Annotated in this window: 13 protein-coding genes; 3 read left to right on the plus strand and 10 right to left on the minus strand. The window is 74.4% G+C overall.

The genetic code is table 11. The features are described 5' to 3' along the window. Position 1: 1 nt before the first annotated feature. Complete coding sequence (locus D7223_RS26670) at positions 2-1,087, minus strand: WD40/YVTN/BNR-like repeat-containing protein (RefSeq protein WP_120731321.1); 1,086 nt, start codon at positions 1,085-1,087, stop codon at positions 2-4. A gap of 54 nt (positions 1,088-1,141) precedes the next feature. Here D7223_RS26670 and D7223_RS26675 point away from each other — a divergent pair, with 54 nt between their 5' ends. After that, on the plus strand, positions 1,142-1,666 hold the full coding sequence (locus tag D7223_RS26675) for a GNAT family N-acetyltransferase (protein WP_120731323.1): 525 nt from the start codon (positions 1,142-1,144) through the stop codon (positions 1,664-1,666). Here the strand turns inward: D7223_RS26675 and D7223_RS26680 are convergent. Then, positions 1,648-2,295, minus strand: coding sequence for a DNA-3-methyladenine glycosylase (locus tag D7223_RS26680; protein ID WP_120731551.1), 648 nt, complete (start codon positions 2,293-2,295; stop codon positions 1,648-1,650). The two genes, D7223_RS26675 and D7223_RS26680, sit on opposite strands and share 19 nt — an antisense overlap. A 95-nt stretch (positions 2,296-2,390) precedes the next feature. Between D7223_RS26680 and D7223_RS26685 the strand changes: the two genes are divergently transcribed. Continuing rightward, entirely contained in the window at positions 2,391-2,804 is a 414-nt protein-coding gene (locus tag D7223_RS26685; RefSeq protein WP_120731325.1) for a DNA-binding protein, read from the plus strand. 126 nt (positions 2,805-2,930) lie between these two features. Next, the gene (locus D7223_RS26690) at positions 2,931-3,284 is read left to right on the plus strand and encodes an MmcQ/YjbR family DNA-binding protein (RefSeq protein ID WP_120731553.1); all 354 of its coding nucleotides are present in this window, start codon (positions 2,931-2,933) and stop codon (positions 3,282-3,284) included. Between the two features lie 39 nt (positions 3,285-3,323). Here the strand turns inward: D7223_RS26690 and argH are convergent, their stop codons facing one another. The 8 genes from argH to argC are packed head-to-tail and all read right to left on the minus strand — an operon-like array spanning position 3,324 to position 11,836. Next, a complete protein-coding gene (gene argH / locus D7223_RS26695; protein ID WP_120731327.1) occupies positions 3,324-4,787 on the minus strand; it encodes an argininosuccinate lyase in 1,464 nt (487 codons plus the stop codon). Positions 4,788-4,795: 8 nt separating this feature from the next. Beyond that, entirely contained in the window at positions 4,796-6,007 is a 1,212-nt protein-coding gene (locus tag D7223_RS26700; protein ID WP_120731329.1) for an argininosuccinate synthase, read from the minus strand. Then, a complete protein-coding gene (locus D7223_RS26705) occupies positions 6,004-6,519 on the minus strand; it encodes an arginine repressor (protein ID WP_120731331.1) in 516 nt (171 codons plus the stop codon). Before D7223_RS26705 ends, D7223_RS26700 begins: the two co-directional genes overlap by 4 nt. Further along, on the minus strand, positions 6,516-7,484 hold the full coding sequence (argF, locus tag D7223_RS26710; RefSeq protein ID WP_120731333.1) for an ornithine carbamoyltransferase: 969 nt from the start codon (positions 7,482-7,484) through the stop codon (positions 6,516-6,518). Before argF ends, D7223_RS26705 begins: the two co-directional genes overlap by 4 nt. Next, positions 7,481-8,785, minus strand: a complete 1,305-nt coding sequence (locus tag D7223_RS26715) for an acetylornithine transaminase (protein WP_238162246.1) — start codon at positions 8,783-8,785, stop codon at positions 7,481-7,483. Before D7223_RS26715 ends, argF begins: the two co-directional genes overlap by 4 nt. Next, complete coding sequence (gene argB / locus D7223_RS26720) at positions 8,782-9,669, minus strand: acetylglutamate kinase (protein WP_120731336.1); 888 nt, start codon at positions 9,667-9,669, stop codon at positions 8,782-8,784. The genes D7223_RS26715 and argB overlap by 4 nt, the downstream gene beginning before the upstream one ends. Beyond that, positions 9,666-10,838: a bifunctional glutamate N-acetyltransferase/amino-acid acetyltransferase ArgJ gene (argJ, locus tag D7223_RS26725; RefSeq protein WP_120731338.1), complete on the minus strand. Its 1,173-nt coding sequence runs from the start codon at positions 10,836-10,838 to the stop codon at positions 9,666-9,668. The genes argB and argJ overlap by 4 nt, the downstream gene beginning before the upstream one ends. Next, positions 10,835-11,836 (minus strand): N-acetyl-gamma-glutamyl-phosphate reductase, encoded by a 1,002-nt coding sequence (argC, locus tag D7223_RS26730; protein ID WP_120731340.1) that lies wholly within the window; start codon positions 11,834-11,836, stop codon positions 10,835-10,837. Before argC ends, argJ begins: the two co-directional genes overlap by 4 nt. Positions 11,837-11,994 lie beyond the last annotated feature (158 nt).

Below are 11,994 nucleotides of genomic sequence, written 5' to 3' on the forward strand. Positions count from 1 at the left end.
CTCAGACCTCCGCCGCACGGACGCAGAGCACGTCGGGCAGGTGCGCGGCGACCTGGGACCAGGAGTCGCCCTCGTCGCGGCTGGCGTAGACCTCGCCGGAGCGGGTGCCGAAGTAGACGCCGCCGGGGTCGCCGTCGTCGGCGCACATCGCGTCCCGCAGGACCGCCGGGTAGAACGGGCCGGACGGCAGGCCGGCGTCGAGGGCCTCCCAGCTGTCGCCGGCGTCGCCGGAGCGCCACACCCGGCACCGCCGCTCGGCCGGGAAGCGCTCGCTGTCCGCGGCCAGGGGGAAGGTGAAGACGGTGCCGGGGCGGCCGGGCAGCGACACGATCGGGAAACCGAAGTCGCTGGGCAGGCCGTCGGCGATCGAGGACCAGGTGTGCCCGTCGTCGTCGGAGCGGTAGACCCCGTGGTGGTTCTGCGCGTAGAGCCGGTCGGGCTCACCGGCGTCGCGGGTGACCTTGTGCACGCACTGCCCGAACTCGGGCCACTCGTCGGGCAGGAAGTAGGCCCGGATGCCGGTGTTGCCCGGCGCCCAGCTCGCACCCGCGTCGGTCGAGTGGTAGACCCCGCCGGTGGACATGGCCACCGCGATCCGTTCGGGGTGGCGGGGGTGCGGCAGCACGGTGTGGATCGCCTGGCCGCCGAAGCCCTCGCCCCACTGCTCGCGGTGCGGGTGGTCCCAGAGCGGGCGGACCAGCTCGAAGGTCACGCCGCCGTCGGCGGAGCGGAACAGCGCCGACGGCTGGGTGCCGGCCCAGACCACGTCCGGCTGGTCCGGCCCGGCCGGGGTGAGCTGCCACACCCGGCCCAGCGTGGCGCCGGTGTCGGCGGGGAAGGCGACCGGGGCGAGGTCCGGCTCGTGCCAGGAGGCACCCAGGTCGTCGGAGGTGGCCACGCTGGGCCCGAAGTGCGAACTGGTGGTGCCGGCCAGCAGCCGGGGCGTGGCCCGGCGGGTGTCGATCGCGACCGCGTAGACGCCGGTCATCGGGAAGTGCGGCCCGGTCACCTCCCAACCGCGCCGTCCGTCCGTGCTGGTGGCCAGGAACAGCCCCTTGGCCGTCCCGATCGCGAGCAGTGTGGCCATCGGCCGTCTCCGTCCCTCGGCGAGATCCGTCCCGCGGCGAATGCTCCGGTGATTATGGCCACACCCACCGACATTCCCGCCGCCCCGCGCGCCGGGCAGGCTGTCGCGGTGCCCCCCGACATCCGCGTCCGCCACCCGGCCGACCTGCGCCGCTGCGCGGAACTGCTGCGGGCCGTGCACGAGGCGGACGGATACCCGCTGCGCTGGCCCGAGGACCCGTACCGCTGGCTGACGCCCGCCCACCTGCGCGCCGCGTGGGTGGCCGCGGACCCGGACCGGGCCATCGTCGGTCACGTCCTGGTGGTCGCCGGGGACCAGGATGCCGCCGAGGTGAGCCGACTCTTCGTGGCACCTCGGGCCCGCCGCCGGGCGGTCGGCCGGCTACTGCTGGACCAGACCTGCGGCTGGGCGAGGGAGCACCGGCGTCGCCTGGTGCTGGAGGTCGTCGACCGGCCGGACGGGGCCGCCCCGGCCCTCTACGCCGCCGCCGGCTGGCGGCTCACCGGCGCGGCGGTCGCCGACTGGACCGGTCCGGCCGGGGAGCCGGTGGTCCTGTACCGCTACCGGGCCCCCGCCTGACCACGGGTGCGCGGGACGTGCCGGCGGTAGGCGCTGACCGTCGGGTCGCCGTCGATCCAGAACCGCCACGGCACGTCGTGCGCGCCGGTGACACCGACCCGGGGGCCCGCGGCCACCGCGCCGTCCGGCACCGGCTCGACCGCCGGCCGCAGCCGCACCGGCCCGTCGGCGAGCAGGTCCAGGCCGTAGGCGGTCCGGTCGATCCCGAGCGCCGCGCAGAGCCGGGCGGGTCCGCGCGCGAGATCGACCTCCCGGCGTACGGCGGGACGCCGGGCCCGGGCCACGTCGAGGCCGCCGACCACCTCCCCGGCGCGCAGCAGCACCGCCGAGGCCTCCCCCTCCGGGCCGGTCACCACGTTCACGCACCAGTGCATGCCGTAGGTGAAGTAGACGTAGGCGTGCCCGGCCGAGCCGAACATGACCGCGTTGCGGGGGGTCCGGCCCCGGTGCGCGTGCGAGGCCGGGTCTCCGGCCGTGCCGGCGTACGCCTCGACCTCGGTGATCCGCACGGTCACGCCCCCGGCGGAGAGGCGGCAGCCGAGCAGGCCCCGGGCCGCCGGCACCACCGGCCCGGCGAGCAGGTCGGCCAGGGCCGCCAGGTCGGCGGGCGGTCGGTCGGATCGGGTCACCACGGGACACGACACTAGTCGGCCGGTGCCCCGACCGCCGGCACACTTATCAACGGGGTGTTGACAACCCGCCGTTGATGCGATGGGATCGGGGCATGACCGATTCCTTCGTCACGCCCGATGCCTCCCGGGCCCGCGCCGAGCGCACCTTCGCCGCCCTGCACCGGATCGCCGAGCGGCACGCCGGCACCGACGCCCGGCGCCGCCGGCATACCAACCCGTACCTGCCGGACGCCTACGAGGCGGTCGCGCTGGTCACCGCGCTGGCCGCCGGCGGCGCCCAGGCGGAACCCGACGAGGAACCGGTCGACGACGCGGACCTGGTCGCCGCGCTCACCCTGGTGCCGTACCTGCGGGCCGACGTGGACGCGATGGAGGCCGGGCTGCTCACCCTCGCCCGGGCCCGCGGGCTGACCTGGCAGGCCATCGGGTACGGGCTGGGGCTGGGCAGCGCGCAGGCGGCGAAGCAGCGCCACGAGCGCCTCTGTGCCCGGACCGCCCCCGACTGACCCGACCGGATCGCTCCCGAAGGACCGTCGACCGGCGCGCTCCCCGGCCGATGTCGGGGCGGACCGGCAGACTGGCGGGACGGGACCGAGACTGGCGGGACGGGACCGACGGCGGGAGGGATGTCGATGGAGCGCGAGACGATGCGGGCGTACTGCCTGGCCAAGCCGGGCGCCCGGCTGGACCGTCCGTGGGAGGGCGACGAGGTGGTGAAGGTGGGCAGCCGGATCTTCGCGTTCCTCGGTGCCGAGGGCACGGAGCCACGGGTCGGCGTGAAGTGCGGCCCGGACCGGACCGTCGCCGACGAGTGGATCCACCGGTTCCCGGCCGACGCGCGGCCCTCGCCGTACATCGGCCGGTCCGGGTGGAACACGCTGCGCCTGGACGGCGACATCCCGGACGACGAGCTGACCGAGGCGGTCGACGGATCGTACGACGCGGTGGTGGCCAAGCTGCCCAGGCGGGAGCGACCCACGGCCTGAACCCGCGCGGCACGGCGGCGCCGCGCGGGGATCACCGGCTCAGCGGGGTACCACCCGCTCGGCCGCCCACTCCTTCCAGCCGGCGAGCTGGTCGGCGGCGGCGGCGAGCTGGTCGGCCACCGGACCGGGCCCGGTGGAGCCGGGCGTGATCCGGGCGGCCAGCGCCGAACGCACCGACAGCACGTCGCGGACACTCGGGTCCAGGTGCCCGCTGACCGTGGCCAGGTCGTCGTCGGAGACCTCGTCCAGGGCGCAGTCCCGGGCCACGCACAGCGCCACCAGCCGACCGGTGATCTCGTGCGCGTCGCGGAACGGCACGCCCCTGCGGACCAGCCAGTCGGCGACCTCGGTCGCGAGCGAGAAACCCACCGGCGCGGCGGCGACCAGCCGGTCGACGCGCACCGTCATCGTGGAGATCATCCCGGCCAGCGCCGGCAGCAGCAGCTCCAGCGTGTCGACCGCGTCGAAGGCCGGCTCCTTGTCCTCCTGCATGTCCCGGTCGTACGTCATCGGCAGGCCCTTGAGCATGGTCAGCACGCTCACCAGGCCGCCCACCAGGCGCCCGGACTTGCCCCGGGCCAGCTCGGCGACGTCCGCGTTCTTCTTCTGCGGCATGATCGACGACCCGGTGGCGAAGGCGTCGTCCAGCTCGACCCAGCCGAACTCGTGCGACGTCCAGAGCACCACCTCCTCGCCGAGCCGGGACAGGTGCACGCCGATCAGGGCGGTGACGAAGAGGAACTCGGCGACGAAGTCCCGGTCGGCGACCGCGTCCATCGAGTTCGCGAAGGACGTGCGGAAGCCCAGTTCCTTGGAGACCGCCACCGGGTCCAGCGGCAGACCCGAACCGGCCAGCGCGCCGGCGCCCAGTGGGCTGATCGCGGTCCGGTGGTCCCAGTCACGCAGCCGTTCCAGGTCCCGCAGCAGCGGCTGCACGTGGGCCAGCAGCCAGTGCCCGAAGGTGACCGGCTGGGCGTGCTGCAGGTGCGTCATCCCGGGCGCGGCGGTGTCCACGTGCCGCTCGGCCTGCTCGACCAGCGCGTCGGCCAGCTCGACCAGCCGGGCGGCCACCCCCCGGGCGTGGTCGCGCAGGTAGAGCCGCAGGTCGGTGGCCACCTGGTCGTTGCGGGACCGGCCGGCGCGCAGCTTGCCGCCGAGGCTGCCCAGGCGCTCCAGCAGCCCGCGCTCCAGGGCGGTGTGCACGTCCTCGTCGTCGATGGTGGGCCGGAACTGCCCGGAGGCACAGGCCGCCTCCAGGTCGTCCAGGGCGGCCAGGATCCGTCCCAACTCGTCCGGGTCGAGCAGGCCGGCGCCGGCCAGGACCCGGGCGTGCGCCCGGGAACCGGCGATGTCGTACGGGGCGAGCCGCCAGTCGAACTGCACGCTCACCGACAGTCGGGCCAGCGCCTCGGCGGGGCCACCGGCGAACCGGCCGCCCCACAGGCTCGTACGGTTGGTGGCGGCGCTGTTCTCGGTCAGGCTCTTGTCGTCCACGCCGCCCATTGTGGGGGTCACCGCCCGGCACCGCCCAGCCGGGAGTCCCGGGCGGCGGCCATCCGGCTCGGCAGGCCCCACAGCTGCACGAAGCCCTTGGCCAGGGACTGGTCGAACGTGTCGCCGGTGTCGTAGGTGGCCATCCCGAAGTCGTACAGGCTGGCCTCGGAGCGCCGGCCGGTGACGGTGGCCCGGCCCCCGTGCAGGATCATCCGCACCTCGCCGGAGACGTGCCGCTGCGCCTCGGCGATGAACGCGTCCAGCGAGTCCTTCAGCGGCGAGAACCACAGACCGTCGTAGACCAGCTCGCCCCAGCGCTGGTCCACGCCCTTCTTGAACCGGGCCAGGTCCCGCTCCACGGTGACCGCCTCCAGCTCCTGGTGCGCGGTGATCAGCGCGATCGCGCCGGGCGCCTCGTACACCTCGCGGCTCTTGATCCCGACCAGCCGGTCCTCGACCATGTCGAGCCGGCCGACACCCTGCGCGCCGGCCCGCCGGTTCAGCTCCAGGATCGCCTGGTACGGGGTGACCGTCTCGCCGTCGATCGCCACCGGGTTGCCGCCGTCGAAGGTGATGACCACCTCGTCGGCGTCGCGCTCCTGCGCCGGGTCCGAGGTGTACGCGTACAGGTCCTCTACGGGTGCGTTCCAGATGTCCTCCAGGAACCCGGTCTCCACCGCGCGGCCCCACAGGTTCTGGTCGATGGAGTACGGCGACTTCGCCGACACGTCGATCGGCAGGCCCTTCTCCTCGGCGAACGCGATCGCCTTGTCCCGGGTCCAGGCGAAGTCCCGGGCCGGCGCGACGATCCGCAGGTCCGGGGCGAGCGCGCCCAGGCCGACCTCGAAGCGGACCTGGTCGTTGCCCTTGCCGGTGCAGCCGTGCGACACGATGGTGCCGCCGTGCTTGCGGGCCGCGGCGACCAGATGCTTGACGATCAGCGGCCGGCTCAGCGCGGACACCAGCGGGTAGCGGTCCATGTAGAGGGCGTTGGCCCGGATCGCCGGCAGGCAGTACTCGGCGGCGAACTCGTCGCGCGCGTCCACCACCTCCGACTCCACCGCGCCGCAGTCCAGGGCGCGCTGCCGGATGGCGTCGAGGTCCTCGCCGCCCTGCCCGACGTCGACCGCCACCGCGATCACCTCGGCGCCGGTCTGCTCGGCCAGGTAGGGAATGGCGACGGAGGTGTCGAGACCTCCGGAATAGGCAAGGACGACCCGCTCGGTCATGAGGTGGTGCTCCCTTCAACATTGTCTTCGCGGTGTGCCCAGCCGGCGAGCTTGTCGCCGAGCGCGGCCCCACCGTCGGCCTCGCGGGCCACGACGAGGATGGTGTCGTCGCCGGCGATGGTGCCGACGATCTCGGTCAGGCCCGCCCGGTCCAACGCGCTGGCCAGGTACTGGGCTGCGCCCGGCGGGGTACGCAACACGGCGATGTTGCCGCTCGCGTCGACCCCGTTGAGCAGTTCGCGCAGCAACCGGACCAGCCGGGCGGGCGCGGTCTCGGCGTCCCGCAGCGGCCGGTGGCCGTCCTCGGGGATCACGTAGACGCCCCGGCCGTCACCGGCGCGCGCGGTGACCGCCCCCAGTTCCTTCAGGTCCCGGGAGAGGGTGGCCTGGGTGACCTGGATGCCGTCGCCGGCGAGCAGGTCGGCCAGTTCGGGCTGCGAGTGGATGTCCTTGTCCCGGATCAGCTCGACGATGCGGGCGTGCCGGGCGGCGCGGGTCAGCGGGGCGGTCACGCCGGCACCTCGCCGGTGTCCGCCGGGCTCTCCGGCTCGCCGCCGGAGGCCGCGAGGAGGAACGTCAGCAGCGCCTTCTGGGCGTGCAGCCGGTTCTCCGCCTGGTCGAACACCGCGCTGCGCGGGCCGTCGAGCACCTCGTCGGTGATCTCCTCGCCCCGGTGTGCGGGCAGGCAGTGCAGCACGATCGCCCCGGGCCGGGCGGATGCCAGCAGGGCGTCGTTGACCTGGTACGGCCGGAACGGGGTGAGCCGGTCCCGTCCGTCGCCCTCCTGGCCCATCGAGGTCCAGGTGTCGGTGGCCACCACGTCGGCACCGGACACCGCCGCGACCGGGTCGGTCAGCACGCGTACCGACCCGCCGGTGGCGGCGGCGATCTTCTCGGCGCGGGCGACGATCCCCTCCTGGGGCAGGAAGCCGGCCGGACCGGCGACCCGGACGTGCATCCCGGCGGTGGCCCCGGCCAGCAGGTACGAGTGGGCCATGTTGTTCGCCGCGTCACCGACGTACGCCAGCGTCCGTCCCCGGGTGCCGCCGCAGTGCTCGCGCACGGTGAGCAGGTCGGCCAGCAGCTGGCACGGGTGGTAGTTGTCGGTGAGGGCGTTGACCACCGGCACCGTGGCGCCCTCGGCCACCTCGGCGATCCGGTCGTCGCCGTGGGTCCGCAGCACGATCGCCGCGACGTACCGGGACAGCACCCGGCCCGCGTCGGCCAGGCTCTCGCCCCGCCCGAAGTGGGTGACCTGGGTGTCCACCACCAGCGGGTGACCGCCCAGCTCGGCGATGCCGACGTCGAAGGAGATCCGGGTACGCAGGCTCTGCTTGTCGAACAGCACCGCCACCGACCGGGGCCCGACCAGGGGCCGGTGCCCGAACCGGTCGGCCTTCATCCGCTCGGCCAGGTCGAGCACGGTCGCCTGCTCGGCCGGGGACAGGTCGTCGTCGGCCAGGAAGTGCCGGATCATGCGCTGGCCTCCGTCGCGCTCGAAGGGGCCGGGGCCGGGGAGATCGTGGTACGGAGCGGCCCCTCCTGGGGCGCATCCCTTGCAGGATCGGCGGCGACCGGGACCGCACCCGCCGGGTCGGCCGGGGGTGGGGTGGGGATGGTGGCGTCCAGGGCGGCGGGGAGGGCGGCGAGGAACGCGTCGGCCTGGGCGGCGGTGAGGACCAGCGGTGGGGCGAGCCGGAGGACGCCGGGCTGGACCGGGTTGACCAGGAAGCCGGCGTCGCGCAGCGCCTCGGCGGCGAGGGTCGCGACCGGAGCGGTGAGCACCACGCCGAGCAGCAGGCCGGCACCGCGCACCTCGTCGACCAGCGGGTGGCCGAGCGCCTCGACGCCCCGGCGCAGCCGCTCGCCGACCCGCTTGACGTGGTCCAGCAGGCCCTCGCTGGCGATCGTGGAGACCACCGCGAGAGCGGCAGCGCAGCTGACCGGGTTGCCGCCGAAGGTGGTGCCGTGCGAGCCGGGGGCGAGCAGGTCGGCGGCCCGACCGAAGGCCAGGCAGGCGCCGATCGGCAGGCCCCCGCCGAGACCCTTGGCCAGGGTGACCACGTCCGGCTCGACACCCTCGGCCTGGTGGGCGAACCAGTGCCCGGTCCGGCCGACACCGGTCTGCACCTCGTCGAGCACCAGCAGCGCGCCGTGCCGGGCGGTGATCCGGCGGGCGGCGGCCAGGTAGCCGGGCGGGGGGACGACCACGCCGTTCTCGCCCTGGATCGGCTCCAGGATGACCATCGCGGTGGCGTCGGTGACCGCCGCATCCAGCGCCGACACGTCGCCGTACCCGACGTGGGTCACCTCGCCGGGCAGCGGGCGGAACGGGTCGGCCTTGGCCGGCTGCCCGGTCAGCGCCAGGGCACCCATGGTGCGGCCGTGGAAACCGCCCCGGGCGGCGACCACCTGCGACCGGCCGGTGAGCCGGGAGAGCTTGAAGGCCGTCTCGTTGGCCTCGGCCCCGGAGTTGGCGAAGAAGACCCGACCCGGCCGGCCGGCGAGCACCAGCAGCAGCTCGGCCAGGGCCACCGGCGGCTCGGCGACGTACAGGTTGGAGACGTGGCCCAGGGTGGCCACCTGCTTCGACACGGCGGCCACCACCGCCGGGTGGGCGTGCCCGAGGGCGTTGACGGCGATGCCGCCGACCAGGTCGACGTACTCCCGGCCGGCGTCGTCGACCACGACGGCGCCGGAGCCGGCGACCAGCGCCAGCGGCGGTGTGCCGTAGTTGTCCATCATGGCCTGACGCCACCGGGCGACCAGGGAACTCATGAGTCGATCACCATCGTTCCGAACCCTTCCGAGGTGAACACCTCCAGCAGCGTGGAGTGCGCGACCCGGCCGTCGACGACGTGCGCCGCCGGCACCCCGCCGCGCACCGCCCGCAGGCACGCCTCCATCTTCGGCACCATCCCCGACTCCAGCGACGGCAGCAGCTTCGCCAGGTCGTCGGCGGTGATCTCGCTGACCAGGCTGGTGGTGTCCGGCCAGTCCGCGTAGAGGCCGGGGACGTCGGTGAGGACGACCAGCTTGCGCGCGTCCAGGGCGACCGCGAGGGCCGCCGCGGCGGTGTCCGCGTTGAGGTTGTGCAGCACCCCGTCGGCGTCCGGCGCGACGGTGGAGATGACCGGGATCCGGCCGGCGGCGATCAGGTCGGTCACCGCGGACGCGTCCACCGACTCCACGTCGCCGACCTGGCCCACGTCCACCGGCAGGCCGTCCACGTAGGCCGGGCGCCGCACCGCGGTGAACAGCCCGGCGTCCTCCCCGGACAGGCCGACCGCGAACGGGCCGTGGCTGTTGATCAGCCCGACCAGTTCCCGGCCGACGTGGCCGACGAGCACCATCCGGACCACGTCCATCGCCTCCGGGGTGGTGACCCGCAGGCCGCCCCGGAACTCACTGGGGATGCCCAGCCGGCCGAGCATCGCCGAGATCTGCGGGCCGCCGCCGTGCACGACGACCGGCTTCAGGCCGGCGTACCGCAGGAACACCATGTCGGCGGCGAAGGCCCGCTGCAGCTGCGGGTCGACCATGGCGTTGCCGCCGTACTTGACCACGACGGTCGAGCCGGAGAAACGCTCCAGCCAGGGCAGCGCCTCGATCAGTGTGGTGGCCTTGGCCTGGGCGCGGGAGAGATCGATGGAGAGGCTCACGTCGAGTACGCCGAATTCTCGTGCACGTACGCGTGCGACAGGTCGTTGGTCCAGATCGTCGCGGCGTCCGCACCGGCGTGCAGGTCGATCCGGATGGTGACGTCCCGCCCGGTCAGGTCGACCTTGGAGCGGTCCTCGGCGGCGGCGCCGGCGCGGCACACCCACACCTCGTTGACCGCGACGTCGACGCCGTCCGGCTGGAACGCGGCGGTGGTGGTGCCGACCGCGGCGAGGATCCGGCCCCAGTTGGGGTCGTTGCCGAACAGCGCGGTCTTGACCAGGTTGTTCCGGGCCACCGCGCGGCCCACCTCGACCGCGTCGTCCTCGCTCGCCGCGCCGACCACGTCGATGGCGATCTGCTTGGTGGCACCCTCGGCGTCGGCGATCAGTTGCTGGGCCAGGTCGTGCGCGGCGGCGGTGACGGCGGCGGTCAGCTCCGCCTCGGTCGGCTCGACGCCGCTTGCGCCGCTGGCCAGCAGCAGGACGGTGTCGTTGGTGGACAGGCAGCCGTCGGAGTCGATCCGGTCGAAGGTCACCCGGCAGGCCGCCCGCAGGGCCGCGTCCAGGGCCTCCGGTCCGGCCACCGCGTCGGTGGTGAGCACGCAGAGCATCGTGGCCATCGCCGGGGCGAGCATGCCGGCCCCCTTGGCCATGCCGCCGACGGTCCACCCGCTGCCCTTGACGACGGTCGTCTTCGGCCGGGTGTCCGTGGTCATGATCGCCCGGGCGGCCGGCAACCCGCCGTCGCGGGACAGGCCCCGGATCGCGGTGCGTACGCCGGACAGCAGCGCCGGCATCGGCAGCCGCTCGCCGATCAGGCCGGTGGAGCAGACCGCGACCTCGCCGGCTCCGAGCAGCAGCCGGGCGCTGGACCCGCTCAGCGCCGCGGCGGTGTGCTCGGCGGTGGCGTGGGTGTCCTGGAAACCGGCCGGGCCGGTGCAGGCGTTGGCGCCGCCGGAGTTGAGCACCACGGCCCGCACCACACCGCCCCGGACGACCTGCTGCGTCCAGAGCACCGGCGCGGCCTTCACCCGGTTGGCGGTGAACACGCCGGCGACACCGGCGTCGGGGCCGTCGTTGACGACGAGGGCGACGTCGGCGTTGCCACTGGACTTGAGGCCGGCGGCGACACCGGCGGCGCGGAAGCCCCGGGGAGCGGTGACACTCATGGTGCGGTCCCCCAGACGGACAGGCCCGTCGTCTCCGGCAGGCCGAACATGAGGTTGGCGTTCTGCACCGCCTGGCCGGCGGCGCCCTTGCCGAGGTTGTCCAGCGCGCTGAGCACGATCGTCCGCTTCGAGTCGACGTCGACGGTGGCCTGCAGGTGGCACGAGTTCGAGCCGAGGGTCGCGGCGGTGTGCGGCCAGGCGCCCTCGGGCAGGACGTGCACGAACGGCGCGTCCGCGTACGCCTCGGCGAGCACCGCCCGGGGGTCCACGCCCCGCGCCGGGACGGCGGTGACGGTGGCGAGGATGCCGCGCGGCATCGGCGCGAGCAGCGGGGTGAACGACAGGCCGGTCGCGCCGGTGGCCTGCTTGATCTCCGGCACGTGCTGGTGGGTGCCGACCCGGTAGGGCGACAGGTCGCCCATCACCTCGCTGGCCAGCAGATGCGCCTTGGCGGCCCGTCCGGCGCCGGAGGTGCCGGACGCGGCGACCACCACCACGTCGGCGGGATCCGCCGCGCCGGCGGCGATCAACGGGGCGAGCGCGAGGGTGATCGTGGCGGCGTAGCAGCCGGTGTTGGCCACCCGCGTCGAGCCGGCGATCAGCTCCCGCTGGCCGGGCAGCTCGGGCAGGCCGTAGGTCCACTGTCCGGCGTGCGTGCCGCCGTAGTAGTGGGCCCAGTCCCACGGGCTGGCCAGCCGGTGGTCGGCGCCGAGGTCGACGATCCGCACCTCGGTCGGCAGTTGGGCGGCCAGCGCCGCCGACTCGCCGTGCGGCAGGGCCAGGAAGACCAGGTCCGCGTCGGCCAGGGCCGCCGCGTCGGTCGCCCCGAGCACCAGGTCCAGGCCGGTGAGCTGCGGGTGTACGGCGGCCAGGCGGTGCCCGGCCTGGCTGTGCGCGGTGGCGGCGACCAGGTCGAACTCCGGGTGCCCGGCGACCAGGCGGATCAGCTCGCCCCCGGCGTAGCCGCTCGCCCCGGCGACCGCGACTCGGATTCCCATACTCACCTCCGCATGACTATGCAGAGAAGGCTAGCAACGAGATCCTCTCCCTGCAAGTTCATACGGTGGACTGCATGAAGCTGCGAGGCAGGACACTCTTTTCGGCACTCGATTGACAGAAGTCCATGACACGCGGATGCTGAGAGAGCGCTCTCTCG

Origin of the sequence: Micromonospora endolithica (assembly GCF_003626595.1) — a bacterium.
GTDB lineage: Bacteria > Actinomycetota > Actinomycetes > Mycobacteriales > Micromonosporaceae > Micromonospora > Micromonospora endolithica.

Bases quoted from the DNA above. Each gene is read 5' to 3' on its own strand.
- D7223_RS26670 (WP_120731321.1), bottom strand. From the start codon at position 1,087: ATGGCCACACTGCTCGCGATCGGGACGGCCAAGGGGCTGTTCCTGGCC.
- D7223_RS26675 (WP_120731323.1), top strand. From the start codon at position 1,142: ATGGCCACACCCACCGACATTCCCGCCGCCCCGCGCGCCGGGCAGGCT.
- D7223_RS26685 (WP_120731325.1), top strand. From the start codon at position 2,391: ATGACCGATTCCTTCGTCACGCCCGATGCCTCCCGGGCCCGCGCCGAG.
- D7223_RS26690 (WP_120731553.1), top strand. From the start codon at position 2,931: ATGGAGCGCGAGACGATGCGGGCGTACTGCCTGGCCAAGCCGGGCGCC.
- argH (WP_120731327.1), bottom strand. From the start codon at position 4,787: ATGGGCGGCGTGGACGACAAGAGCCTGACCGAGAACAGCGCCGCCACC.
- D7223_RS26700 (WP_120731329.1), bottom strand. From the start codon at position 6,007: ATGACCGAGCGGGTCGTCCTTGCCTATTCCGGAGGTCTCGACACCTCC.
- argF (WP_120731333.1), bottom strand. From the start codon at position 7,484: ATGATCCGGCACTTCCTGGCCGACGACGACCTGTCCCCGGCCGAGCAG.
- D7223_RS26715 (WP_238162246.1), bottom strand. From the start codon at position 8,785: ATGAGTTCCCTGGTCGCCCGGTGGCGTCAGGCCATGATGGACAACTAC.
- argJ (WP_120731338.1), bottom strand. From the start codon at position 10,838: ATGAGTGTCACCGCTCCCCGGGGCTTCCGCGCCGCCGGTGTCGCCGCC.
- argC (WP_120731340.1), bottom strand. From the start codon at position 11,836: ATGGGAATCCGAGTCGCGGTCGCCGGGGCGAGCGGCTACGCCGGGGGC.